This window comes from Streptomyces ardesiacus, assembly GCF_003112575.1.
Classification (GTDB): domain Bacteria; phylum Actinomycetota; class Actinomycetes; order Streptomycetales; family Streptomycetaceae; genus Streptomyces; species Streptomyces ardesiacus.
Map to the genome: position 1 here is coordinate 390,757 of NZ_BEWC01000010.1, position 24,837 is coordinate 415,593.

22 protein-coding genes are annotated in these 24,837 nt (G+C 73.5%); 13 read left to right on the forward strand and 9 right to left on the reverse strand.

What is annotated here, in order from left to right; genetic code table 11:
* Window positions 1-114 precede the first annotated feature (114 nt).
* The 4 genes from Sdi02f_RS31715 to Sdi02f_RS31730 form a co-directional block, all read right to left on the reverse strand.
* Entirely contained in the window at window positions 115-798 is a 684-nt protein-coding gene (locus Sdi02f_RS31715; protein WP_108934444.1) for a response regulator, read from the reverse strand.
* Window positions 795-2,024 (reverse strand): sensor histidine kinase, encoded by a 1,230-nt coding sequence (locus Sdi02f_RS31720; RefSeq protein ID WP_031185911.1) that lies wholly within the window; start codon window positions 2,022-2,024, stop codon window positions 795-797. The genes Sdi02f_RS31715 and Sdi02f_RS31720 overlap by 4 nt, the downstream gene beginning before the upstream one ends.
* 151 nt (window positions 2,025-2,175) lie before the next feature.
* On the reverse strand, window positions 2,176-2,460 hold the full coding sequence (pspAA, locus tag Sdi02f_RS31725) for a PspA-associated protein PspAA (RefSeq protein ID WP_030405037.1): 285 nt from the start codon (window positions 2,458-2,460) through the stop codon (window positions 2,176-2,178).
* A 21-nt stretch (window positions 2,461-2,481) separates the two neighbouring features.
* Window positions 2,482-3,279 (reverse strand): PspA/IM30 family protein, encoded by a 798-nt coding sequence (locus Sdi02f_RS31730; RefSeq protein ID WP_267717258.1) that lies wholly within the window; start codon window positions 3,277-3,279, stop codon window positions 2,482-2,484.
* 284 nt (window positions 3,280-3,563) lie between these two features.
* On the opposite strand from Sdi02f_RS31730, the gene Sdi02f_RS31735 reads away from it, so the two are divergent.
* The 3 genes from Sdi02f_RS31735 to Sdi02f_RS31745 all read left to right on the forward strand — a co-directional run bounded on the left by Sdi02f_RS31735 (window position 3,564) and on the right by Sdi02f_RS31745 (window position 6,151).
* Window positions 3,564-4,202: a DUF3043 domain-containing protein gene (locus Sdi02f_RS31735; RefSeq protein WP_063788236.1), complete on the forward strand. Its 639-nt coding sequence runs from the start codon at window positions 3,564-3,566 to the stop codon at window positions 4,200-4,202.
* A gap of 83 nt (window positions 4,203-4,285) precedes the next feature.
* Entirely contained in the window at window positions 4,286-4,987 is a 702-nt protein-coding gene (locus Sdi02f_RS31740; RefSeq protein ID WP_030405034.1) for a class I SAM-dependent methyltransferase, read from the forward strand.
* Window positions 4,988-5,062: 75 nt separating this feature from the next.
* The gene (locus tag Sdi02f_RS31745; RefSeq protein ID WP_055467796.1) at window positions 5,063-6,151 is read left to right on the forward strand and encodes a S1C family serine protease; all 1,089 of its coding nucleotides are present in this window, start codon (window positions 5,063-5,065) and stop codon (window positions 6,149-6,151) included.
* Window positions 6,152-6,188: 37 nt separating this feature from the next.
* Here Sdi02f_RS31745 and Sdi02f_RS31750 read toward each other — a convergent pair whose 3' ends face one another.
* Entirely contained in the window at window positions 6,189-6,419 is a 231-nt protein-coding gene (locus Sdi02f_RS31750; RefSeq protein ID WP_030405032.1) for a hypothetical protein, read from the reverse strand.
* 174 nt (window positions 6,420-6,593) lie between these two features.
* Here Sdi02f_RS31750 and Sdi02f_RS31755 point away from each other — a divergent pair, with 174 nt between their 5' ends.
* The gene (locus Sdi02f_RS31755) at window positions 6,594-7,793 is read left to right on the forward strand and encodes a bifunctional adenosylcobinamide kinase/adenosylcobinamide-phosphate guanylyltransferase (RefSeq protein WP_030405031.1); all 1,200 of its coding nucleotides are present in this window, start codon (window positions 6,594-6,596) and stop codon (window positions 7,791-7,793) included.
* On the opposite strand, the gene Sdi02f_RS31760 is transcribed toward Sdi02f_RS31755, so the two are convergent.
* On the reverse strand, window positions 7,782-8,501 hold the full coding sequence (locus Sdi02f_RS31760; RefSeq protein WP_167458287.1) for a class I SAM-dependent methyltransferase: 720 nt from the start codon (window positions 8,499-8,501) through the stop codon (window positions 7,782-7,784). The two genes, Sdi02f_RS31755 and Sdi02f_RS31760, sit on opposite strands and share 12 nt — an antisense overlap.
* 173 nt (window positions 8,502-8,674) lie before the next feature.
* On the opposite strand from Sdi02f_RS31760, the gene cobT reads away from it, so the two are divergent.
* A complete protein-coding gene (cobT, locus tag Sdi02f_RS31765; RefSeq protein ID WP_030405029.1) occupies window positions 8,675-9,733 on the forward strand; it encodes a nicotinate-nucleotide--dimethylbenzimidazole phosphoribosyltransferase in 1,059 nt (352 codons plus the stop codon).
* 467 nt (window positions 9,734-10,200) lie between these two features.
* On the opposite strand, the gene Sdi02f_RS31770 is transcribed toward cobT, so the two are convergent.
* A complete protein-coding gene (locus tag Sdi02f_RS31770) occupies window positions 10,201-10,941 on the reverse strand; it encodes a hypothetical protein (RefSeq protein WP_031088029.1) in 741 nt (246 codons plus the stop codon).
* 60 nt (window positions 10,942-11,001) lie between these two features.
* Between Sdi02f_RS31770 and Sdi02f_RS31775 the strand changes: the two genes are divergently transcribed.
* Entirely contained in the window at window positions 11,002-11,787 is a 786-nt protein-coding gene (locus tag Sdi02f_RS31775; RefSeq protein WP_108934446.1) for an adenosylcobinamide-GDP ribazoletransferase, read from the forward strand.
* A 49-nt stretch (window positions 11,788-11,836) separates the two neighbouring features.
* Here the strand turns inward: Sdi02f_RS31775 and Sdi02f_RS31780 are convergent, their stop codons facing one another.
* A complete protein-coding gene (locus tag Sdi02f_RS31780) occupies window positions 11,837-12,658 on the reverse strand; it encodes an endo alpha-1,4 polygalactosaminidase (protein WP_030405176.1) in 822 nt (273 codons plus the stop codon).
* A gap of 251 nt (window positions 12,659-12,909) precedes the next feature.
* Here Sdi02f_RS31780 and Sdi02f_RS31785 point away from each other — a divergent pair, with 251 nt between their 5' ends.
* From Sdi02f_RS31785 to Sdi02f_RS31820, 7 genes are all read left to right on the forward strand, one after another.
* Window positions 12,910-14,451 carry a leucyl aminopeptidase gene (locus Sdi02f_RS31785; protein WP_030405175.1) on the forward strand — a complete coding sequence of 514 codons (1,542 nt, stop codon included), beginning with the start codon at window positions 12,910-12,912 and terminating at the stop codon, window positions 14,449-14,451.
* 488 nt (window positions 14,452-14,939) lie between these two features.
* Window positions 14,940-16,328 (forward strand): dihydrolipoyl dehydrogenase, encoded by a 1,389-nt coding sequence (gene lpdA / locus Sdi02f_RS31790; RefSeq protein ID WP_030405174.1) that lies wholly within the window; start codon window positions 14,940-14,942, stop codon window positions 16,326-16,328.
* 63 nt (window positions 16,329-16,391) lie between these two features.
* Window positions 16,392-18,134, forward strand: a complete 1,743-nt coding sequence (sucB, locus tag Sdi02f_RS31795) for a 2-oxoglutarate dehydrogenase, E2 component, dihydrolipoamide succinyltransferase (protein WP_108934447.1) — start codon at window positions 16,392-16,394, stop codon at window positions 18,132-18,134.
* A 211-nt stretch (window positions 18,135-18,345) separates the two neighbouring features.
* Window positions 18,346-18,969 carry a GntR family transcriptional regulator gene (locus Sdi02f_RS31800; RefSeq protein ID WP_030405172.1) on the forward strand — a complete coding sequence of 208 codons (624 nt, stop codon included), beginning with the start codon at window positions 18,346-18,348 and terminating at the stop codon, window positions 18,967-18,969.
* Window positions 18,970-19,223: 254 nt separating this feature from the next.
* On the forward strand, window positions 19,224-21,923 hold the full coding sequence (gene aceE / locus Sdi02f_RS31805; RefSeq protein ID WP_030405171.1) for a pyruvate dehydrogenase (acetyl-transferring), homodimeric type: 2,700 nt from the start codon (window positions 19,224-19,226) through the stop codon (window positions 21,921-21,923).
* Between the two features lie 64 nt (window positions 21,924-21,987).
* On the forward strand, window positions 21,988-22,998 hold the full coding sequence (locus Sdi02f_RS31810) for a helix-turn-helix transcriptional regulator (RefSeq protein WP_108934448.1): 1,011 nt from the start codon (window positions 21,988-21,990) through the stop codon (window positions 22,996-22,998).
* A gap of 371 nt (window positions 22,999-23,369) precedes the next feature.
* Window positions 23,370-23,891, forward strand: coding sequence for a DUF4240 domain-containing protein (locus Sdi02f_RS31820; RefSeq protein ID WP_108934461.1), 522 nt, complete (start codon window positions 23,370-23,372; stop codon window positions 23,889-23,891).
* Between the two features lie 23 nt (window positions 23,892-23,914).
* On the opposite strand, the gene Sdi02f_RS31825 is transcribed toward Sdi02f_RS31820, so the two are convergent.
* The gene (locus tag Sdi02f_RS31825) at window positions 23,915-24,796 is read right to left on the reverse strand and encodes a peptidoglycan recognition protein family protein (protein WP_174843424.1); all 882 of its coding nucleotides are present in this window, start codon (window positions 24,794-24,796) and stop codon (window positions 23,915-23,917) included.
* Window positions 24,797-24,837: the final 41 nt, after the last annotated feature.

Sequence of the window (24,837 nt, forward strand, 5' to 3'; positions counted from 1 at the left end):
CACACGTGAGCGCCCACCCCACCACCCTGGGCCATGGCGGACCCCGCATCCCTAGGCCCCAGGTCCATTTCCTTATCCCGCGCCTACTCCCTCCGCAGTACACGCGGGCCGCGCTCACTCCACCCTTGGACGTACCAGCCCGGATTCGTAGGCGGTGACGACCAGTTGGGCGCGGTCGCGGGCGCCCAGCTTGGCCATGGCCCGGTTGACGTGCGTCTTCACGGTGAGCGGGCTGACCTGGAGGCGCTCGGCGATCTCGTCGTTGGAATGCCCGCCGGCGACCTGGACCAGCACCTCGCGCTCCCGCACGGTCAGCGACTCCAGACGCTCGGCGCGCGCCGGGTCGCGGTCCTCGCCGGCGGTGTCCTGCTGGGCGAGGAAGCGGGCGATCAGCCCCTTGGTGGCGGCCGGCGACAGCAGCGCCTCGCCGCCGGCCGCGACGCGGATCGCGCTGAGCAGCTCGTCGGGCTCCGAGCCCTTGCCGAGGAAGCCGGAGGCCCCGGCCCGCAGCGACTGCACCACGTAGTCGTCGACCTCGAAGGTGGTCAGTATGACCACGCGGACGTGGGCGAGGGACGGGTCGGTGCTGATCATGCGGGTGGCGGCGAGCCCGTCCGTGCCGGGCATCCGGATGTCCATCAGCACCACGTCGGGCCGGTGTTCGGCGGCCAGCCGGGCCGCCTCCGCGCCGTCGGACGCCTCCCCCACCACCTCCATGTCGGGCTCCGAGTCGACCAGCACCCTGAAGGCACTGCGCAGCAGCGCCTGGTCGTCGGCGAGCAGGACACGGATCGTCATACGGGCCCCTTGGTGGCGTCGGTGCGGTTCCTGACCGGAAGGATCGCATGCACGCGGAAACCGCCCCCGTAGCGGGGACCGGTGGTGAGAGTGCCGCGCACCGCGGTGACGCGTTCGCGCATGCCGAGCAGACCGTGCCCGCCGCCCCCGACGGCGGGGTCGGGGGCCTCGCCGTCGCCGGTGCCGTCGTCGAGCACGGTCACCTCGATGTTCGGCCCGACCCGTACGACGCTGACCTCGGCCTTCGCCTGCCGCCCCGCGTGCTTCTGCACATTGGTCAGCGCCTCCTGGATGATGCGGTACGCGGCCAGGTCGACGGCGGCGGGCAGCTCCGTGCCGTGGTCGGTGCGGGCGACCTCGACCCGCAGTCCGGCGTGGTGGAAGGTGCCGACGAGTTCGTCGAGGCGGGCGAGGCCCGGGGCGGGCTCGGTCGGTGCCTCGGGGTCGCCGGACTGGCGCAGCAGCCCGACGGTGGCCCGCAGCTCGTCCAGCGCGCTCCGGCTGGCCTCGCGTACGTGGGCGAGCGCCTCCTTGGCCTGGTCGGGCCGCCGGTCCATGACGTGCGAGGCGACCCCGGCCTGCACGTTGACCAGGGCGATGTGGTGGGCGACGACGTCGTGCAGGTCGCGGGCGATGCGCAGCCGCTCCTCGGCGACGCGGCGGCGCGCCTCCTCCTCGCGGGTGCGTTCGGCCTTCTCCGCCCGGTCCCGGATGGCCTGCACGAAGGCCCGGCGGCTGCGGACGGCGTCCCCGGCGGTGGCGCCGATGCCGGTCCAGGCGAAGACGGCGAGGTTCTCCTGCGCGTACCAGGGCAGCGGCCCGGCCAGCATGGCGGCGCCGGTGAGCACGGTCATGGTGAGCAGGCCGACCCGCCAGGTGGTGGGGCGGTCGGTGGAGGCGGCGACGGTGTAGAGGGCGACGACGGCGGACATGACGACCGGGGCGCGCGGGTCGCCGGTGACGCTCTCGACGACGGAGACGCAGCCGGTGACGACGAGGACGGTCATCGGCTCCCGGCGGCGGAAGGCGAGCGCGGCGGCGCCGGCGGTCATGAGGGCGAGACTGAGCGCGTCGGGGGTGCGCAGGCCCCAGCTCACGCCCTCGGGGCCGTGCGGGTCCACGAAGGAGCCCGCGACCATGCAGATCAGGACGGCCGCGGCGAGGGCGGTGTCCAGGGCGGAGGGGTGGGCGCCGATGGTGCAGCGGGCTCTCGCGAGGGTGCTCACGGTTTTTTACGGTAGCCGGAGTGGGGTGCCGTACGAGGGCCCCTCGTACGGCAAACGCCCTGCCCGGGGGCTGCGCCTCCGGCAGCCCCCACTGCGGCCCTCAACGGGCCTCGTCCTCAAGCGCCGGAGGGGCCGGGTGGGCCGGCCCGGGTCACGCGCCGTCCGGGATCAGGCCGTCGTCGCTCAGCAGCTCCCGTACCTCCTCCAGGGTCGCGTCCGGGGACGGGAGGATGAGGTCCGAGGGCTCCAGGGAGTCTTCGGGGAGCGGCTCGCCCAGTTCGCGGACCTTGGCCAGGAGGGCCTGGAGGGTCGCGCGGAAGCCCGGGCCGTCGCCGTTCTCCATCTCGGCCAGGAGTTCGTCGTCCAGCTCGTTGAGCTGCGTGAGCCGGCCGTCGGCCAGTCTCAGCTGTCCCTCCCCCATGATCCGTACGATCATGTCGGCCCTCCTAGGCGTGGGCTACTGCTTGTCGAAGCGCGGGGTGTCCTGCGGCTGCTGCTGGGACTGCGAGGAGGTCTGGCCCTGCCCCTGGCCGCCCTCGATGGCCTGGCGGTCGGAGCTGCTGCCCCCGGCCAGCTCGGCCTTCATGCGCTGCAGTTCCAGCTCTACATCCGTACCACCGGAGAGGCGGTCCAGCTCGGCCTGGATGTCGTCCTTGTGCATGCCGGACTGGTCGTCGAGGGCGCCGGAGGCGAGCAGTTCGTCGATGGCGCCGGCCCGGGCCTGGAGCTGGGCGGTCTTGTCCTCGGCCCGCTGGATGGCCAGGCCGACGTCGCCCATCTCCTCGGAGATGCCGGAGAACGCCTCGCCGATGCGGGTCTGCGCCTGGGCCGCCGTGTAGGTGGCCTTGATGGTCTCCTTCTTGGTGCGGAAGGCGTCCACCTTGGCCTGGAGGCGTTGGGCCGCGAGGGTGAGCTTCTCCTCCTCGCCCTGCAGCGTGGAGTGCTGGGTCTCCAGGTCGGTGACCTGCTGCTGGAGCGCGGCGCGCCGGGAGAGCGCCTCGCGGGCCAGGTCCTCGCGGCCCAGCGCGAGCGCCTTGCGGCCCTGGTCCTCCAGCTTGCCGGACTGGGACTGGAGCTGGTTGAGCTGGAGCTCCAGGCGCTTGCGGCTGGTGGCCACGTCGGCGACGCCGCGGCGCACCTTCTGGAGCAGCTCCAGCTGTTTCTGGTACGAGTAATCGAGGGTCTCGCGCGGGTCCTCGGCCCGGTCAAGGGCCTTGTTGGCCTTCGCGCGGAAGATCATCCCCATACGCTTCATGACACCGCTCATGGGCTTCGCGCGCCCCCTTCTGACCGACTCCAGCTCCAGCGACTGCAACAGAACCCACAGTACGGGCCCTACCTCCATTACCGCACTGTTCGGGGACGGATGCGCTCATCCCCAAGGACGACTGTGCGCGTTCCCCGTCCGGCGCAGGGAGTAGGTGCTTCCCGGGGTTGTCCGGAAATTACCGGTGTCCGGGCCCCTGCCCACCGACCGCTCCGTACTTCCGCTCTGTCCCCTTACAGACGTCCGGCGTTGCCGGATCGTTCCCCACCGGGCTGGGGTCCACACCCCGGTACCCCGTACCCTTGGGTTTTGTGTTCCGTAGCCGTGCCAAGGATGAGAAGGCCCAGAGCGCCGTCAGTGCGCAGGTGACCGACTCCAAGCAGCCCCGTGACCCGCAGGCCCCCAAGGGCAGGCCCACACCGAAGCGCAGTGTGGCCCAGTCCCAGCGCCGCAGCGTCGCCCATACGCCGATGACGCGCAAGGACGCCGCCAAGCGGCAGCGCGAGGAGCGGCGGATCGCGATGGCGCGGCAGCGCGAGGCGCTGGCGAAGGGCGACGAGCGGTACCTGCCGGCCCGCGACAAGGGCCCGGTCCGCAGGTTCGCGCGCGACTTCATCGACTCGCGGTTCAACATCGCGGAGTACTTCCTGCCGATGGCCGTGGTCATCCTCGTGCTGAGCATGATCCGGGTGGCCTCGCTGCAGAACATCGCACTGCTGCTGTGGCTGGTCGTGATCGTGCTGATCGTGCTGGACTCGATCGTCACCGGCTTCCGGCTCAGGAAGCGGCTCGCCGAGCGCTTCCCGGACGAGCGCAGGCGCGGCGCGGTCGCCTACGCGCTGATGCGTTCGCTGCAGATGCGCCGCCTCCGGCTGCCGAAGCCCCAGGTCAAGCGCGGGGAGCGGCCCTGAGCACGACGCCGTTCACCGGGGACGCGGCCGAGGCCCGGACGGCAGCACTGTCCGGGCTTCGCAACGTCGTACGGCAGGAGCTGGTGGCCCGGCAGTTGGACGAGCAGATAGCCGGGCGCTTCGCCGTGGGCAGGCGGCTGCGCGTGCTCGACGTCGGGATGGGCCAGGGCACCCAGGCGCTGCGGCTGGCCCGGGCCGGGCACCAGGTGACCGGCGTGGAGCGGGACCCCGCGGTGATCGCGGTCGCGCGTGAGGCGCTGGCCGGCCAGCCGGAGGGCATCCGGGAGCGGATGCGGATCGTGGAGGGCGACGGCCGGGACACCGGCGTGCACTTCCTGCCGGGCAGCTTCGACGTGGTGCTGTGCCACGGGGTGCTGATGTACGTCGAGGAGCCCGACCCGCTGCTCGCGGGGCTGGCGCGGATGCTGGCGCCCGGCGGCCTGCTGTCGCTGGTGGTGCGCAACGGCGACGCGCTCGCGCTGCGCCCCGCTCTGCACGGCGACTGGGCGGGCGCGCTGGCCGCCTTCGACACCACCGACTACCGCAACCGCCTGGGCCTCGACGTCCGCGCGGACCGGCTGTCGACGCTGACGGCGAAGCTCGCGGGCATCGGCGCCCCGCTGCACACCTGGTACGGCGTGCGGGTCTTCACGGACACGGCCCCCGACGGCACCACGCCGCCCGACGACCTCGAGACCCTGCTGGCCGCCGAGGAACGGGCCGGCCGGACCGACCCGTACCGCTCGGTGGCGGCGCTGCTCCACCTGTGCGGGGTGCGCGGCTGACGGGCGCCGTGCGGGCCTCGCCCGTCCGGGTGTTCACGAGGGGCCGGTTGCCCGGGGCGCGGTGAGACTCGGGGCATGGACACTTCCCGCGCCCGTCTGCCCCGGCTGCTCGCTCCGCTCGCCGTCCTGACCTGCTCCCTGCTGCTGCTCGGCGGCTGTTCCGACGCCGGTTCGGGGACCGGCCGGGCCTCGGGGAGCGCGCGGGAGGGCGACACCGCGCAGGCCGCGGCGCCGCGCGCGGCCGGCGATCTGCAGGCCGACTACGAACGGGTGATCAAGGACGTCCTGCCGTCGGTGGTCCAGATCCAGGCGGGCGACTCGCTGGGGTCGGGGGTCGTGTACGACGACCAGGGCCATGTCGTGACCAACGCGCACGTCGTCGGGAAGAGCAAGTCCTTCCGCGTGACGACGGCCCGCAACGAGGGCGTCCTGGGTGCGAAGCTCGTCTCCTCCTACCCGGAGCAGGACCTGGCCGTGATCAAGCTGGACCGGGTGCCCGACGGGACGAAGGCGGCCCGCTTCGGGGATTCCGCGAAGGTCGAGGTCGGCCAGATCGTGCTGGCGATGGGGTCGCCGCTCGGCCTGTCCTCCAGCGTGACGCAGGGCATCGTGTCGGCGACGGGGCGGACCGTCACGGAGGGCAGCAGCGGGGGCGGCACGGGCGCGACCATCGCCAACATGGTGCAGACGTCGGCGGCCATCAACCCCGGCAACAGCGGGGGCGCCCTGGTGAACCTGGACGGGCAGGTGATCGGCATCCCGACGCTGGCGGCGACCGACCCGGGCCTCGGCGACAGCGCGGCGCCCGGCATCGGGTTCGCGATCCCGGCGTCGATGGTGACGACGGTGGCCGGTCAGATCGTCAGGGACGGCAAGGTCACCGACTCGGGCCGGGCCGCGCTGGGCATCACCGCCCGGACGGTCGTCGACGAGACGTACCGGCCGGCCGGTGTGGCCGTCGTCGAGGTGCGCAAGGGCGGGCCCGCCGCCGACGCGGGACTGCGCGCCGGGGACATCGTGGTGAGGCTCGGGGACACCGACATCACCACCGTCACCTCACTGTCCGAGGCCCTGGCGTCGATGCGGCCGGGCGACCGGACGAAGGTGACCTACACCCGCAACGGCGCCGAGCACACCGCCGAGGTGACGCTGGGCGAGCAGTGACGGGGAACCGACCGCCCCCGCCCGCCCGGCCCCCGCGTCAGGCCTCGGCCTCGGCCTCCGCCTCCTCGGCGTGCAGGCTCATCGGGCCGTAGATCTCCGTGGTGTCCTCGAAGAGCCGCACCTGGTCGGCGCCGCCCGCCCGGAGGTCCTTCCAGTGCTCCCCGATCCAGGACTCGGCGTCCCCCTGCGTGGTGAACTCCTCGGGCTGCACCGCGGGCTGGACCTCCGTCCCGCCGGCCGTCTCGAACCGCCACGTCCATGCCGCCATGTACGCCTCCCAGATGTGAGCACATGCAGAGCGGAAGCCGGATTCCTGGTCCGGCCCCCGCCCGCAGCCTATGCGCTGAAGCGGGCCCGCCGTAGAAGGTCCCCGGACGCGCGGGGTGCGCTCGTGTGGGGGCTCGGGCGCGCACGTCGCCGGGCGACCGGTGAAAATCGGTGCGTGGACGTGACTCTGCTCGGCACCGGTGCCCCCGCGGGACTGCCCCGCCCCGACTGTCCCTGCGCGGCCTGTGCCGCGGCTCAGGGCGAGGACACGCGCGCGGCGACCGCGCTGCTGGTGGACGGGGCGCTGCTGCTCGACCTGACGCCGGGCGCGGCGTTCGCCGCCGCCCGGGCCGGGCACTCCCTGGCCGGGGTGCGGCAGGTGCTGCTCTCGCACCCGCACGACGGTCCCGCCGTGGAGGTGCCGGCCGGGCTGCCGCAGCCGGGCCGGGTGCCGGACGGGCGGGAACTGGCGCTGCTGACCGGGCACCGGGTGCGCGCGGTGGCGCTGGACGCGCCGGGCACCGGGTACGCGGTGACGGGCCCGGACGGCGGGCGGCTGCTGTACGTGCCGCCGGGCGGCGCCCCGGCCGGTCTGGAAGCGCCCGCGGAGCCCTACGACCTGGTCCTCGCGGACGTCGTGGGGCGGCCGGACGCGCTGGCGAGGCTGCGGGCGGTGGGCGCGGCGGGACCGACGACGGACGTCGTCGCCGTCCACCTGGACCACGACGTGCCGCCCGGCCGGGAGCTGGCGCGGCGGCTCGCGGCGGCCGGGGCGCGGGCGGTGCCGGACGGGACGACGCTGGCGGTGGGCTCGTACGAGGACGTGCCCGACGTACCCCGGCGCACCCTCGTGCTGGGCGGCGCCCGGTCGGGCAAGTCGGTGGAGGCGGAACGCCGGCTGGAGTCCTTCCCCGACGTCCTCTACGTCGCCACCGGCGGCTCCCGCGGCGGCGACACCGAATGGGCGGCCCGGGTCGGTGCGCACCGGGAACGCCGCCCCGGCACCTGGCGGACCGCCGAGACCTGCGACCTGGTCCCCCTCCTGAAGGACGAGGGCCCGCCCCTCCTGATCGACTGCCTGTCCCTGTGGCTGACGGACGCGATGGACGCGGTCGGGGCGTGGGACGACGCGGAGTGGGCGGACGGCGGCGAACGGGCGCTCAGGGACCGGGTGCGGGAGCTGACGGAGGCGGTCCGCACCACCCGGCGCACGCTGGTGGCGGTGTCGAACGAGGTCGGCTCGGGCATCGTCCCGGCCACCGCGTCCGGCCGCCGCTACCGCGACGAACTCGGCCGCCTGAACGCGGCGTTCGCCGCCGAGTGCGAGCAGGTGCTGCTCGTGGTGGCGGGCCAGGCGCTGGTGCTACGCGGCTGAGGCGTCCTTGCGGGCGACGACGCGGTGGGCGCGGGTGCCGGTGAGCACGGTGCAGCCCTGGGCCACGAGTTCGGCGTTCAGTCCGACGGGATGGACGGGGAACAGGCGACGCGGGTCGGCCACGTCGATGAGCAGGTACCCGCCGGGCCGCAGCACCCGCAGCGCGCCCCGCAGTTCGGCGCGCGGGTCCGCGACCTGCTCCAGGTATTCGAAGAGGCTGACGACGTCGTAGCGCTCCCGCAGCCGCGCGATGATGTGATGATCCGTCAGCCGCCCGACGAACGCCTCCTCCACCCGTTCCCCGGCGCGGGCCCGCAGCACGCGGTGGGTGGGGTCGAGGCCGTCGAAGGAGGTGTACGGGAAGTGCGCCCGGGCGGCCAGCGGGAAGTCGGCGTCCCCGGTGCCGACGTCCAGCCAGCTCTCGGGGTCGGGACAGCGGCGGAGCATCGCACGGGCGGCCAGCCCGTGCCTGAGCCGGACACCGGCCCGGACCACGGGGTGCCGGGCGGCGGACGTGAGCGGCGGGTTGCGGAAGACGTGCCGGCAGTCCGCACACCGTTCGATCGACGACCGGCGGGGCGCGCCCTGGCGCGGCCCGTCACCACGCGGCCGCGCACGCAGCCGCCGCGAGCCGCACCAGGGGCAGTCCTGGCGGTACGGCCCGTACGGCGGGACGGGAGGCACCGAGGGGGCGGAGGGTCCGGACACGGGCGGCTCCCGACACGAGACGAGGGTGTACGAGGGGACGTACACGAGGGACCTACGACAATCCAGTCAAAACGTTACGTAGGTGATCGCCGTACCGGGCGCAACGACGCAGCCCGGGCGCGCTGCTCACGGGCCCTCCTTCGGGTTCGGCCGGGGCCGGTACTGTTCGGCGAATGAGCTCGCTGAATCTCGACGACTTCACCGACCTGATCGAGCGCCCCGACGGCGGGGTCCGCCGCGACGCGGAGGCGCGCCGGGAGCGTCAGGCCGTCCCGCCCGGGACCCTGGGCCGCCTGGACGACCTGGGCGAGTGGCTGGCGGCGGCCCAGTCCGCCGTACCGGTACGGCCCGTCGTACGGCCCCGGGTGGTGCTCTTCGCCGGTGACCACAAGGTCGCCGAGCTGGGAGTCTCGGCGCGGCCCGCGGGCGGCGCCGGCGAGCTGGTGCGCGAGGTGCTGGCGGGGAACCGGCCGGTGTCGGTGCTCGCCGGGCGCCTGGACGTGCCCGTACGCGTCGTCGACATGGCCCTGGACTGCGACCCGGAGTCCCTGCCGGCCGAGGTGGCGGGGCACCGGGTGCGGCGCGGCGGCGGACGCATCGACGTCGAGGACGCGCTGACGCCGGAGGAGGCGGAGGCCGCCTTCCGGGCCGGGATGGCGGTGGCCGACGAGGAGGCCGACTCGGGCACGGACCTGGTGGTGCTCGGCGACCTGAGCGTGGGCGGTACCACGGCGGCGGGCGTCCTGGTCGCGGCCCTGTGCGGAACGGACGCGTCGGTCGTCACCGGCCGGGGCGGGCTGCCGATCGACGACCTGGCGTGGATGCGCAAGTGCGCGGCGATCCGCGACGCGTTGCGGCGCGCGCGGCCGGTCCTCGGCGACCAGTTGCAGCTCCTCGCCACGGTCGGCGGCGCGGACCTCACCGCAATGACGGGCTTCCTGCTGCAGAGCGCGGTGCGCAAGACGCCGGTGATCCTGGACGGCGTCGTGACGGCCGCGTGCGCGCTGGTCGGGCAGCGGGTCGCCTTCCGGGCGCCGGACTGGTGGCTGGCCGCGCACGACAGCGGGGAGCCGGGGCAGGCGAAGGCGCTGGACCGGATGGCGCTGGAGCCGCTGCTGACGCAGGGCGTGAAGGTGGGCGAGGGGGTGGGCGGACTGCTGGCCCTGCCCCTGGTGCAGGCGGCGGCGTCGCTGGCGGCGGAGCTGCCGGAGGTCTCCGACGGGAGCGAGTGAACCCCGGTTCAGGTGAACGGGGTTCGGTGAACCGGGGATTCTTGGTTGCCCGGGGGTGGGCCACGGGGCCCGGCGTTGACCGGTGCCCGGGGGGTGTGCGGGCGCGGGGTCGGATCGCGAGCCCGGCGCAGCGGGGTGCCGCTGCGCCCACCCGTGCCGCCCCAGCGGCACGACTGCCCGCAGCTGGGGGGGGCGTGGCGACTGCCCGCAGCTGGGGGGGCTACGGTCGGCAGCCGCGTACGGCGAGAAGGGGACGTGTCGGGGGGTGTCCGCCCGCAGCGGTTGGCGCGTCAACGGAGTCCACTTCTGTGGCCGACCGATTCCGCGCCGTTCCGAGGACGGACACCCCCCGACGCGGCCCCGACCCACAACGCACCCCACCGCGCACCGCGCACCCCCACCGAACCCGCACAGGCGCCGCAGGCACCCGCACCCCCACCCACCCCGCACAGGCGCCGCAGGCATCGTCACCGCGGATCCGGACGACCGCCGATCCAGTCCTGGACGATGCGGCGCGGGCCGGACCAGCGGCGGTCGTGGCGGTAGGCGCGCAGGCGGGCCTTCGCGCGGGCGCGCGGGCGGTGGGCGTAGAAGCGGCGGGCCCACGGGGAGCCCGGCCGGGCCAGGCGGACCGCTCCGATCAGGGCGATCACGGGCACGATCACCCCGAAGACCGCCAGCCGCGCCTTGCCCTTGGCCAGGGCGAGGAGGGAGAAAAGGAAGTTGCCCGCGACCGTCAGGATGACGTTTATGCGGTCCTGCGACTCGCCCTGGGACACGCCGTCCACACCGAAGGGCGTGAAGCCGGCGAGAACCAGCCCGACCAGGGCCGCGGTGAGCACCACGACCTCCACGCTCTGGCGCCCCGCCTCGGACCAGTAGACGTCGTCGAGGTGCAGGATCAGCGCGAACTCGTCGAGGACGAGCCCCGCCCCGATGCCGAAGACCACCGCCGCGAGCGCCGGCCCGAACCCCTGCCGGCCTCCCGCGACCGCGGCGAAGCCGCCGATGACGGTGAGCACCACGCCGGGGACCACGTGATGGATGTGCACCCCGCCCGCCTCGACGTTCCCGAAGGGCCCCTTCCCCGCCCGGATCAGACGGGTGACGACCCGGGTGACCACGAACGTCAGCACGAACGCCGTCAGCGCGAGGAGCAGCGGCAGCTTGCCCGGTTCCACGATGTTGCGCTGCCACCACTCTCCCATATGCGCACTTTATCCCCGGGGCCCGTCAACGCCCCGGCGTCCGCCGGGTAGTCTGCGCCGGTGTTCAGGACCCCCTCCCCCGACGGCCTCCGTTTCGCCTTCGGCACCCTCACCGTGCTCCCGGTCAAGGTGACCCGCTGGGACCGGGCCGCCGCGCGCGGCGGCATGCTGTGCGCGCCGCTGGCCGGGCTGACCGTGGGGGTCCTCGCCGCGTGCGCCGGGCTGCTGCTGCTCGCGCTGGGCGCCGGGGGCCTGCTCGCCGCGGTCGCCACCGCCGCCGTACCCGCCGTACTCACGCGGGGACTGCACCTGGACGGGCTCGCCGACACCGCCGACGGACTGGGCAGCGGCAAGCCCGCCGAGGACGCCCTGCGGATCATGAAGCAGTCGGACATCGGGCCGTTCGGCGTGCTCGCCCTCCTGTTCACGCTCCTGGCCCAGGTGGCCGCCCTCGCCCAGGCCTACGACGCTTCGTGGACGCGCGGCGCGCTCGCCGCCGTGGTGTCGGCGACCGCCGCCCGGCTGGCGCTGACGACGGCGGCCCGGGCCGGAGTGCCCGCCGCCCGCCCGGAGGGACTGGGCGCGGCGGTCGCCGGGGTCGTCCCGGCCGGCCGGGCGTCGGCCGTGGCGGCGACGGTCGTCGTCCTGGCCGCGGCGGTGGCGGGTGCGTGCCTGGGCCCCTACGACGCCCTGCGCACGGCGCTCGCCGTCGTGGGCGCGGTCGCCCTCGCCGAACTGCTGCTGCGGCACTGTGTCCGCCGCTTCGGCGGCGTCACGGGCGACGTCTTCGGCGGGGTGGCGGAGACGGCGGCCACGACCGCGCTGGTGATCCTGGCTCTGGCCTGACGAGCGGCGACGCCCGGGGCCCGCCGTCCGGGGGCCGCCGGGGCGCCGCTCAACAGGCCTCGCGCCACGCGTCCAGTTCGTACTTCTTCAGCATCGAACTGAGCCGCAGCTCACGGGAGTCGGCGCAGAAGCGTTCCGTCGGCAGTTCGTACTCGACGTGGAAGACGGCCTTGTCCGCGTCGACGAACGGCCGGTTGTCGGCGCACTCGCCGTACTGGGCGCACTGCTCGTTGACGGCGAAGTCGAAGTCGTCCACCAGCTCCGGTATCTGGTCCAGGTCGTTCTTCAGGCCGACGGCCATCCCGCGGTCGTGGGCGAGCTTCGCGACCAACCGGTTGTAGCGGAGCTGGTCGTCGGCGGTGAGCGGGAAGCCGGTGTCGTTCTTGTAGCCGTCCATGTTGTCCGGCTCGACGGCGTCGAAGCCCTTGTCGCGGCACATGTCGAGGCGCTCGGCCATCAGCGGCTCCAGGACGTCCGTGGCACGGATGTCCAGCCACCGCTCGCCCTCCCAGCCGTTGCCCTTGCCCAGCACCTCGGCCGGGAAGTCGTCGGCGTCGGGCCGGAAGTCCTCCCAGGCGCCGGTGGAGACGTAGCAGATGACCTTGCGCCCGTCCTCGTGCAGACCGGCGACCGTCGCCTTGTCGTGGTCGAAGCCGTCGATGTCGTAGACCGGTACGTCCACGGACGTGTCCAGTTTGCCGCTGAGCTGCCACTGCCAGGCGGTGCCCGGCGTGGGCCGCCAGCGCCCGCCGGCCCCGCCGTCGGCGCTGTCGGCAACGTCGGCGCTGTCGGCACCGCTGTCGCCGGGTGCCGAGGTGCACCCCGCGAGCAGCAGCAGGAGGAGGGCTGTCGACAGGACCGGGCGTCTCACGGGGGGTGCTCCAGAGTGCGGTTGGGGTGGGCGGCGTGCCCCCGCAATGATCTCCCATCCGCGGTCCGGCGCGGAAACCGCGGCCCCGCGGGAGGGAGCGCGGCCGGGGTCGAGCGTAGGCTCGTGCCGAGTGTTCGCCTGCCCAGGCGAGGACCGCAACGCAGGAGGGATCTAGGGTCGGATGTCGGGCCCGGTCGACCCACCCGCATTCGGCCACACCAGACTTCATACGGAAGCGAGATTTCACCACCGTGACTGCTCTCACTCTCTCCACCGCCGCGGCGCCCGGCCTCCGGGCCGACGCGATCGTGATCGGTGTCGCCAAGGGCTCGAACGGCCCGTCCGTCGCACCGGGCGCCGAGGCCGTGGACAAGGCGTACGACGGCCGGCTCGCCGGCGTCCTGGAGACCCTCGGTGCCTCGGGCGCCGAGGGCGAGGTGACGAAGCTGCCCGCGCCGTCCGGCTTCAAGGCGCCCGTCGTCGTGGCGGTGGGCCTCGGTGCCGAGCCCGACAAGGACGCCGGCTTCGACGGGGAGGCGCTGCGGCGGGCCGCCGGCGCGGCCGCCCGTGCCCTGGCCGGCGCCAAGAAGGCCGCCTTCGCCCTGCCGCTCGCCGAGGCCGCCGACGCCGGCGCCGTCGCCGAGGGCGTGCTGCTCGGCGCGTACGCCTTCGACGCGTACAAGGAGTCCGCGAAGGAGACCAAGGGTGCCAAGGGCGCCAAGGGCAACGGCAAGGCCCCGCTGGCGGAGGCCGCGCTGCTCGGCGGCAAGCCCCGCGACAAGGCGTACAAGGCCGCGATCGAGCGTGCGGCGGCCGTCTCCGAGGAGCTGAACCGCGCCCGCGACCTGGTCAACACCCCGCCGAACGACCTCGACCCGGAGGCGTTCGCGGCGGTGGCGCAGACCGCCGCCAAGGAGCACGGCATCAAGGTGCAGGTGCTCGACGAGAAGGCGCTCACCAAGGGCGGCTACGGCGGCATCCTCGGCGTCGGCGCCGGTTCGGCGTCGGGTCCGCGGCTGGTGAAGCTGTCGTACACCTCGCCCAAGGCCAAGAAGTCCCTCGCCTTCGTCGGCAAGGGCATCACCTACGACTCGGGCGGCATCTCGCTGAAGCCGGCCGGCCACAACGAGACGATGAAGTGCGACATGGCCGGCGCCGCCGCCGTGTTCGCCGCGGTCGTCGCCGCCGCGCGGCTCGGCCTGGAGGTCAACGTGACCGGCTGGCTGGCGCTGGCCGAGAACATGCCGTCCGGTTCCGCGACGCGTCCGGGCGACGTGCTGCGCATGTACAGCGGCAAGACGGTGGAGGTGCTCAACACCGACGCCGAGGGCCGGCTCGTGCTCGCCGACGCGCTGTGGGCGGCCTCGCAGGAGAAGCCGGACGCGATCATCGACGTGGCGACCCTGACCGGCGCGATGATGCTGGCGCTGGGCAGCCGGACGTACGGCGTCATGGCGAACGACGACGCGTTCCGCTCCGCGGTGTACGAGGCGGCCGAGGAGGTCGGCGAGCCGGCGTGGCCGATGCCGATGCCGGAGCACCTGCGCAAGGGCCTCGACTCGGCGACCGCCGACATGGCGAACATGGGTGAGCGGATGGGCGGCGGTCTGGTGGCCGGTCTGTTCCTGCGGGAGTTCGTCGGCGAGGGCATCGCCTGGGCCCACCTGGACATCGCGGGTCCGGCCTTCAACGAGGGCGCGCCGTTCGGGTACACGCCGAAGGGCGGTACGGGAACGGCGGTGCGGACGCTGGTGCGGGTTGCCGAGCTGGCGGCCGCGGGTGAGCTGGGCTAAGGACGCCTGAGGGGTGCCGGGCGCGGGCGACTGCGCGGCTGCGGGTCCGTCGTGGCCGGTCGCGCAGTTCCCCGCGCCCCTTTGGCCGGTCCTCCGGGCACCGCCCGCGGAGGCACCGCACGCCACCGCGCCCACGCGCCCCAGCCGCAGATCGACACAGCCCCGCGCCCCTCGGCCGGCCCTCCGGGCACCGGCCGCAAAGGCACCGCACACCGCAGCGGCCACCCTGCCCAGCCGCAGATCAGCACAGTCCCGCGCGCCCGGCGGGGTCGTGCCGCCCTCGGTGGCACGTTCCGCCCGCTGCTCCGCTCACATGAACGTGGGGTGTCTCACACCCCGGCCCGGCGTCTCGTTCGGCTCTCACAAGTGCGAAGATGGAGCCCGGCAGGACAGGGCCCACCCAAGGGCCGAGAACAAAGAGCGGCCGGACACCAGCCGCCGACCGGTCACTGGAGACCGGCGTGGCGCACATGCATGGAGGACGTGACGTGGCGAACGACGCCAGCACCGTTTTCGACCTAGTGATCCTCGGCGGTGGCAGCGGTGGTTACGCCGCGGCCCTGCGCGGGGCTCAGCTGGGCCTGGACGTCGCCCTGATCGAGAAGAACAAGCTTGGCGGCACCTGCCTGCACAACGGCTGCATCCCCACCAAGGCCCTGCTCCACGCGGGCGAGGTCGCCGACCAGTCCCGCGAGAGCGAGCAGTTCGGCGTCAAGACGTCCTTCGAGGGCGTCGACATGGCGGGCGTGCACAAGTACAAGGACGAGGTGATCGCCGGTCTGTACAAGGGCCTGCAGGGTCTGGTCGCCTCCCGCAAGATCACCTACATCGAGGGCGAGGGCCGGCTCTCCTCCCCCACCTCCGTCGATGTCAACGGTCAGCGCGTCGAGGGCCGCCACGTCCTGCTCGCCACCGGCTCCGTGCCGAAGACGCTGCCGGGCCTGGAGATCGACGGCAACCGGATCATCTCCTCGGACCACGCCCTCACGCTCGACCGCGTGCCGAAGTCCGCGATCGTGCTGGGCGGCGGCGTCATCGGCGTCGAGTTCGCCTCCGCGTGGAAGTCCTTCGGTTCCGAGGTCACCGTCATCGAGGGCCTCAAGCACCTGGTCCCGGTCGAGGACGAGAACAGCTCCAAGCTCCTGGAGCGCGCCTTCCGCAAGCGGGGCATCAAGTTCAACCTGGGCACCTTCTTCCAGAAGGCCGAGTACACCCAGGACGGCGTCAAGGTCACCCTCGCCGACGGCAAGGAGTTCGAGGCCGAGGTCCTGCTCGTCGCCATCGGCCGCGGACCGGTCTCGCAGGGCCTGGGCTACGAGGAGAACGGCGTCGCGATGGACCGCGGCTTCGTCCTCGTCGACGAGTACATGCGGACCAACGTCCCGACCATCTCCGCCGTCGGTGACCTCGTCCCCACCCTCCAGCTCGCGCACGTCGGCTTCGCCGAGGGCATCCTGGTGGCGGAGCGGCTCGCCGGTCTGAAGACCGTTCCGGTCGACTACGACGGCGTGCCGCGGGTGACGTACTGCCACCCGGAGGTCGCCTCCGTCGGTCTCACCGAGGCCAAGGCGAAGGAGGTCTACGGCGCGGACAAGGTCGTCTCGATCAAGTTCCCGCTCGGTGGCAACGGCAAGAGCCGCATCCTGAAGACCGCGGGCGAGATCAAGCTCGTCCAGGTCAAGGACGGCGCCGTGGTCGGCGTCCACATGGTCGGTGACCGCATGGGCGAGCAGGTCGGCGAGGCGCAGCTCATCTACAACTGGGAGGCGCTGCCGGCCGAGGTGGCCCAGCTCATCCACGCCCACCCGACGCAGAACGAGGCGCTCGGCGAGGCCCACCTGGCGCTGGCCGGCAAGCCGCTCCACATGCACGACTGACCGCATCGGTCTTCGGGCGCGACGACACAGACTTCCGCACTTTCGTAAGGAGCAACCGAAACCATGGCGGTTTCCGTAACCCTTCCGGCGCTCGGCGAGAGCGTCACCGAGGGCACCGTCACCCGTTGGCTGAAGGCCGAGGGTGAGCGCGTCGAGGCCGACGAGCCGTTGCTCGAGGTCTCGACGGACAAGGTCGACACCGAGATCCCGGCGCCCGCCTCCGGCGTGCTGTCCTCCATCAAGGTCGCCGAGGACGAGACCGTCGAGGTCGGTGCCGAGCTGGCGCTGATCGACGACGGCAGCGGCGCCCCCGCCGCCGCCCCGGCCCCGCAGGCCGAGCCGGTCGCCGAGCCGGCCCCGGAGCCCGCTCCGGCCGCCCCCTCCACCGAGCAGGCCGCCCCGGCTCCCGCTCCCACGGCCGACGCCTCCGCCGGTGGCGGTTCCGCCGAGGGCACGGACGTCGTCCTGCCCGCGCTCGGCGAGTCCGTCACCGAGGGCACCGTCACCCGCTGGCTGAAGTCGGTCGGTGACAGCGTCGAGGAGGACGAGCCGCTGCTGGAGGTCTCGACCGACAAGGTCGACACCGAGATCCCGGCGCCCGCCTCCGGCACCCTGCTGGAGATCGTGGTCGGCGAGGACGAGACCGCGGAGGTCGGCGCCAAGCTCGCCGTCATCGGTGCGGCGGGTGCCGCTCCGGCCGCGGCCCCGGCGGCCCCCGCCGCCCCGGCGCAGCCCGAGCCCACCCCGGCTCCCGCCCCGGCGGCTCCGGCCGCTCCGGCTCCCGCCCCGCAGGCTCCGGCGGCTCCCGCCCCGGCCCCTGCCGCGGCTCCGGCCCCGGCCGCACCGGCCGCACCGGCCGCCGCGCAGCCGGTGGACGACGGCGCCTACGTCACCCCGCTGGTGCGCAAGCTCGCCGCCGAGAACGGCGTCGACCTGTCCACCGTCAAGGGCACCGGCGTCGGCGGCCGTATCCGCAAGCAGGACGTGGTCGCCGCCGCCGAGGCCGCGAAGGCTGCCCCGGCTCCGGCTGCCGCCGCCCCCGCCGCGCCCGCCGCGAAGAAGGCCCCCGTCCTGGAGGCCTCCCCGCTGCGTGGCCAGACCGTCAAGATGCCGCGCATCCGCAAGGTCATCGGCGACAACATGGTCAAGGCGCTGCACGAGCAGGCCCAGCTGTCGTCGGTCGTCGAGGTCGACGTCACCCGCCTGATGAAGCTGCGCGCCCGTGCCAAGGACGCGTTCGCCGCGCGTGAGGGCGTCAAGCTCTCGCCGATGCCGTTCTTCGTCAAGGCCGCGGCCCAGGCGCTGAAGGCGCACGCGCCGATCAACGCCAAGATCAACGAGGCCGAGGGGACCATCACCTACTTCGACACCGAGAACATCGGTATCGCGGTGGACTCCGAGAAGGGCCTGATGACCCCGGTCATCAAGAACGCCGGTGACCTCAACCTGGCCGGCATCGCCAAGGCGACCGCCGACCTGGCGGGCAAGGTGCGGGCCAGCAAGATCAGCCCGGACGAGCTGGCCGGTGCGACCTTCACCATCTCCAACACCGGTTCGCGCGGCGCGCTGTTCGACACGATCATCGTGCCGCCGGGCCAGGTCGCCATCCTCGGCATCGGTGCCACGGTCAAGCGTCCGGCCGTCATCGAGACGGAGGAGGGCACGGTCATCGGCGTCCGCGACATGACGTACCTGACCCTGTCCTACGACCACCGTCTGGTGGACGGCGCCGACGCCGCCCGCTACCTGACGGCGGTCAAGGCGATCCTGGAGGCGGGCGAGTTCGAGGTCGAGCTCGGCCTGTAGTCCTCCCCCGCCAGTGGGCCCGTACGGAGCCCCCGCCCGGAACCTTCCGGGACGGGGGCTCCGTCGTGTTCCGGGCGTGGCACGCTGTGTAAGTCTCGTCTCACCTGCGTAAAAGCGCGCCCATGCGCCCTTCCCGCCCGCCGTGACGGCCGTATTGTCTAAACGTCAGCCGCCCCAGGGTCCGAAAGGGGACCCTCTCGAAGGAGCTCCCATGACCGCGCCCGTCGTCCACTCGCTGCGCGAACAGATCCGCGAGCACATCCTGGAAGGGATCATCAGCGGACGCTGGCAGCCGGGCGAGCGGATCGTGGAGCGCAGGATCGCCACCGAGCTGGAGGTCAGCCAGACGCCGGTGCGGGAGGCGCTGCGGGAGCTGGAGTCGCTGCGGCTGATCGAGTCGGCGCCGAACAAGGGCGTACGGGTGCGGAACCTGACCGCCGCCGACCTGGAGGAGAGCTACCCGGTCCGGGCCGGCCTGGAGGCCATCGCGGCGGAGCTGGCGGCGGACCGGCTCGCCGTGGACTGCTCGGCCCTGGAGCCGCACGTCGCCGCGCTGTACGAGGCCGACCGCGTCTCCGACGGCACGGGCCAGGTGCGGCACACGGTGGGCTTCCACCGCGAGCTGGTGCGGGCCGCGGGGAACTCGGTGCTGCTGCACACGTGGGAGGGGCTGGGGATCGAGGTGTTCACGGCGCTGTCGATACGGTGGCTGGGGACGGTGCAGCAGTCGTACGCGGAGGAGCACGAGGAACTGGTGGCGGCCTTCCGGCGCCGGGACCCGCGGATCGCGGAGATCGTCAAGTCCCATGTCCTGGGCTGCGCCCCGCGCCCCTGACGAACGAGCCGCACCCCGCTCACCTGCAGAAACCTCCGTGAACAAGGTCACCCCGTGCCACCGCCGGAGGCACCCCGTGCCGACTTTCTCGTGATCAAGAGGTTTTGCTTCTCAACCCTTTGATCGATCATCGATCAGGGAGTTACAGTCACGCTTGGACTCCCACCGGAGCCCAGCCCTGTCCTGCCAAAGACCTAGGGCACCCCGAACCCTTGCCGATGAGGGAACCCCCTTCGACTGAGGAAGGCGGCGACATGACGACCGACCCGAAAGCCATCCAGCCGAGCGAGCTCGACCAGCTCCCGGACCGCGACCCCGAGGAGACCGCCGAGTGGCAGGCCTCCCTGGACGCCGTCACCAAGGCGGCCGGGCCGCACCGTGCCGCGTACCTGATGCGCCGCACGCTGGAGCGCGCCGAGGGCGCCGGCCTCGCGCTGCCCAAGCTGCTGGAGACGGACTACGTCAACACCATCCCCACCTCCGCCGAGCCCACCGTGGACGGCGACGAGGCGATGGAGCAGCGGATCACCGCCTGGAACCGCTGGAACGCGGCGGCGATGGTGACGCGCGGCAGCAAGTACGGCGTCGGCGGCCACATCGCCACCTTCGCCTCCGCCGCCTGGCTCTACGAGACCGGCTTCAACCACTTCTTCAAGGGCAAGGAGGGGGACGGCTCCGGCGACCAGCTCTACGTCCAGGGCCACGCCTCCCCCGGCATCTACGCCCGGGCCTTCCTCGACGGCCGCCTGTCCGAGGAGCACCTGGACAACTTCCGCCGCGAGGCCGGCGGCAACGGCCTGCCGTCCTACCCGCACCCGCGCCGGCTGCCCTGGCTGTGGGAGTTCCCCACCGTCTCCATGGGGCTCGGCCCGATCTCCGCGATCTACCAGGCGCGGTTCAACCGCTACCTGACCAGCCGCGGCATCAAGGACCTCACCAACTCCCACGTGTGGGCGTTCCTCGGTGACGGCGAGATGGACGAGCCGGAGTCCACCACCGCGCTCACCCTCGCCTCCCGCGAGGGCCTGGACAACCTGACCTTCGTCATCAACTGCAACCTGCAGCGCCTCGACGGTCCGGTCCGCGCCAACTTCAAGATCGTGCAGGAGCTGGAGGCCCAGTTCCGCGGCGCCGGCTGGAACGTCATCAAGTCGCTGTGGGGCACGGCCTGGGACGAGCTGTTCCAGCTCGACACCACCGGCGCGCTCGTACGCCGGCTGCGCGAGGTACCGGACGCGCAGGTGCAGACGTACCAGACGCGCGACGCCGCCTACATCCGCGAGGACTTCTTCGGCAAGGACCCGCAGCTCGCCGAGATGGCGAAGCTCCTGTCCGACGACAAGATCCTCGAGTGCTTCCACTTCTCGCGCGGCGGCCACGAGTCCCGCAAGGTGTACGCCGCGTACAAGGCCGCGCTCGCCCACAAGGGCGCGCCGACCGTGATCCTGGCCCAGACGGTCAAGGGGCACACCCTCGGCACCGGCTTCGCGTCGAAGAACGCCAACCACCAGATGAAGAAGCTCTCGGTGGACGAGTTCAAGGACATGCGCGACCTGCTCGGCCTGCCGATCGCGGACAGCGCCTTCGTCGACGGCGTGGTCCCCTACGCCCACCCGGGCGCCGACTCCCCCGAGGTCCGCTACCTCCAGGAGCGCCGCGCGGCCCTCGGCGGTCCGGCCCCGGCCCGCCGCGTGCACCCGCTGGCTCCGCTGCCCGCGCCCGCCGACAAGGCGTTCGCGGCCTTCGACAAGGGTTCCGGCTCGCAGAGCGTGGCCACCACGATGGCCTTCGTCCGCCTGGTCAAGGACCTGGTCCGCGACAAGGAGACCGGCAAGCGCTGGGTGCCGATCGTCCCGGACGAGGCGCGCACCTTCGGCATGGAGAGCCTCTTCCCGTCCCTGGGCATCTACTCGCCCAAGGGCCAGACGTACGAGCCGGTCGACCGCGACCAGCTGATGTACTACAAGGAAGCCAAGAACGGCCAGATCCTCAACGAGGGCATCACCGAGGCCGGTTCGATGGCCGACTTCATCGCCGCGTCCACCGCGTACGCGACGCACGGCGAGGCGATGATCCCGTTCTACATCTTCTACTCGATGTTCGGCTGGCAGCGCACGGCCGACCAGATGTGGCAGCTCGGCGACCAGCTCGGCCGCGGCTTCCTGGTCGGCGCGACGGCCGGCCGCACCACCCTGACCGGTGAGGGCCTCCAGCACGCCGACGGCCACTCCCCGGCCATCGCGGCGACCAACCCCGCCGCCGTCACCTACGACCCGGCGTTCGCGTACGAGATCGCGGCGATCGTCAAGGACGGCCTGCGCCGCATGTACGGCGAGGCGGCCCCGGGCGAGGACCCGAACGTCTTCTACTACCTGACGGTCTACAACGAGCCGATGCCGCAGCCGGCCAAGCCGTCCGGCGTGGACGAGGGCATCGTCAAGGGCCTGTACCGCTTCAACACGGCGGAGACGGCGGGCCTGACCCCGGCCGCGAACGCCCCGCGCATCCAGCTCCTGGGCTCCGGCACGGCGATCCACTGGACGCTCAAGGCACAGCGGCTGCTCGCCGAGGAGTGGGGCGTGGCCGCCGACGTGTGGTCCGCGACCTCCTGGACGGAGCTGCGCCGGGACGCCATGGACGCCGACGCGGCGCTGCTGCGCGGCGAGGAGCGGGTGCCGTACCTCCGCCGGGCGCTCCAGGGCGCCGAGGGTCCGGTCCTGGCGGTCTCCGACTACATGCGTCAGGTCCCGGACCAGATCGCGCAGTGGGTCGAGCAGGACTACTCGTCGCTCGGTGCCGACGGCTTCGGCCTGTCGGACACCCGGGACGCCGCCCGCCGCCACTTCGGCGTGGACGCGGAGTCCATCGTGGTCGCGGCCCTGGCCCAGCTCGCCAAGCGCGGCGAGGTCAAGGCGACGGCCGTGAAGGAGGCGCGCGAGCGCTACGGCCTGTAGTCCCAGTGAGAGGAGGCCCCCGCCGCGGCGGGGGCCTCCTTGCGTTCTCCTGCATGATGTGGGGATGCGTGCTGCCCGCCTGATCAAGATGGTGCTGCTCCTCCAGTCCCGCCCGGCCATGACCGCCGCGGAGCTGGCCCGGGAGCTGGAGGTGTCGGAGCGGACCGTGACGCGGGACGCGCAGGCGCTGTCGGAGGCGGGCGTGCCGGTGTACGCGGAGCGGGGCCGGGTCGGCGGGTACCGCCTCGTCGGCGGCTACCGCACCCGGCTGACCGGGCTGGCGCGGGGCGAGGCGGAGGCGCTGTTCCTGTCCGGGGTCCCCGGGGCGCTGCGGGAGATGGGCCTGGAGGACGCGGCCTCGGCGGCCCGCCTGAAGGTGTCGGCGGCCCTGCTCCCCTCCCTGCGGGACGCCTCGCGTACGGCGGCCCAGCGGTTCCACCTGGACGCGCCGAGCTGGTTCCGCGAGCCCGAGACGCCCGAGCTGCTGCCCGCGGTGGCGGACGCGGTCTGGGACGACCGGCGGGTCGCCGCGCGGTACCGGCGCGGGGAGGAGGAGGTCGTACGGGAGCTGGAGCCGTACGGGCTCGTGCTGAAGGCCGGCGTCTGGTACCTGTGCGCGAGGGTCGCGGGGACGTCGGACGGGCCGTTCCGCGTCTACCGCGTCGACCGTTTCACGGCGGTGGAGGCGGGCGGGGAGCGCTTCGGCCGGGACGAGGACTTCGACCTGCCCGCGTTCTGGGCGGAGCGGGCGGAGCAGTTCGCGCGGTCGATCCTGCGGGCCGAGGTCGTGGTGCGGCTGTCGCCCCGGGGCGTACGGGAGCTGCCCCGCGCCGTCGACGCGCCGACCGCCCGGGAGGCGCTGGAGGGGGCGGGGGCGGCGGACGCGGACGGGTGGGTGACGGTGACGCTGCCGGTGGAGTCGGAGGAGGTCGCGCACGCGCAGCTCAGGGGTCTCGGGCCGGAGGTGGAGGTGTTGTCCCCGGCACCCCTGCGGGAGCGCTTCGCTCGGGATGCGCGGAGGTTGGCCGAGCTGTACGGGGGTGACGGTTCGGCCGGGGGTACGGCCCCGCGTTGACCGGTGCCCGGGGGGCGCGGGGTCGGATCGCGAGCCCGGCGTAGCGGGGTGCCGCTGCGCCCACCCGTGCCGCCCCAGCGGCACGACTGCCCGCAGCTGGGGGGGGGCGACGCGGCGGGGCAGCCGCGTACGGCGAGAAGGGGACGTGTCGGGGGGTGTCCGCCCGCAGCGGTTGGCGCGTCAACGGAGTCCACTTCTGTGGCCCACCGATTCCGCGCCGTTCCGAGGACGGACACCCCCCGACGCGGCCCCGACCCACAACGCACCCCACCGCGCACCCCCACCCACCCCGCACAGGCGCCGCAGGCAAACGCACCCCGGCCCCCACTCCACGTGCGCCGCCCGCGTGCAGGGACGATGCTGGAGCCGTGATGGACGAGACGGAGTTCTGGGAGCTGATCGACGCCACCCGGGAGGGTGCGGACGGGGACGCCGAGGAGCAGGCCGACCTGCTCGTGGAGCGGCTGCTCGGCATGGACCCGGACCTCGTGCTCGACTTCGCCCGTCACTTCGAGGCCCGCTACAACCGCGCCTGCGCCTGGGACCTGTGGGCCGCCGCGTGGGTACTGCTCGGCGGGGCCAGTGACGACGCCTTCGACTTCTTCCGCTGCTGGCTGATCGGCCAGGGCCGCGAGGTGTACGAGGGCGCGGTGCACGACCCCGACTCGCTCGCCGAGCTGCTCGACGACTTCGACGACGAGCTGGACGGCGACGGCGAGGAGCTGGGCTACGCGGCCGACGAGGCCTACGAGCAGCTCACCGGCACGGTCGCCCCGGACCTGGGCATCGCGCCCGCCCCCGCGGAGCCGCTCGGCACCCCGGTCGACCTGGAGGACGACCGCGCCTTGGCCGAGCGCCTGCCCCGCCTGTGGGCCAGGTTCGGACCGGAGTGACGCGCACCGCCCGCCCCCGGCGGTCAGGCGCGCCCCTGGAGACGGGCCGCCGTCTCCCTGATGTCCCCGAGGCGGGCCGCGAGGGCCGCTCCCGGGCAGCTCGTCGCGTAGCCGTCGTCGTGCCCCGCGACGGCGGGCAGCATGGCGGTGGCGCCCGCGGCGAACCGGCTGAGCCCGTTGCTGGAGACCAGCGCGACCTTCGCGCGCGGGTCGGTGCCGCTCTCGCCGAGTTTCCAGGCGGCCACGGCGGCGATCGCGTCGGTCAGCTCGTCGGGCACGGGCACGCCCGCGGTGTAGGTGCCCAGGGCCGCGATCCCGGTGGTGCGGTGGTTGAAGCCCTGGGTGTGGGCGCCGGTCACCGCGCGGTCGATGCCGCCGGCGCGGCCCTCGTAGACGGTGCCGCAGCGGTCGATGACGAAGTTGTAGCCGATGTCGTCCCAGTCCCGGGCGCCGGTCTGCCCCTGGTACACGCCGCGCAGGATGGCCGGCACGTCGGCGCAGTCGTAGCCGTTGGGCGTGTCCGTGTGGTGGACGAAGACGGCGACGACCTCGTCGTCGTAGCGGGGCGCGGGCTGGGCGCGGGCGGCGCCGCCCAGCCAGACCGACCGGGGCACGATGTCGGGCCGGGGCGCGGTGTGCCGGCCGGTGGCGGCGGCCGGAGCGGCGGACTGCTCGTCGGCCGCCCGTTCCACGCCGCCCGCGCACAGGAAGAGCGCGGCGACGGCGGCCAGCCCGGGCAGGGCGCCGAGCAGCGCCCGTGCCGCAGCCGGCAGGTGCGCGGCGCCGGGTATGCGGGAGGTACGGCGCTCCCGGGCCCGGCGCGGTCCTCGCAAGACTGGCATGGTCCTACTGTCCGGCGGATCCGGTCTGTCCGCGATGTGTGGTGTGCCACCCGGTGGAACCATCGTCCCGGTGCACGACGTTTTCACGGTTGACCGCACACGTG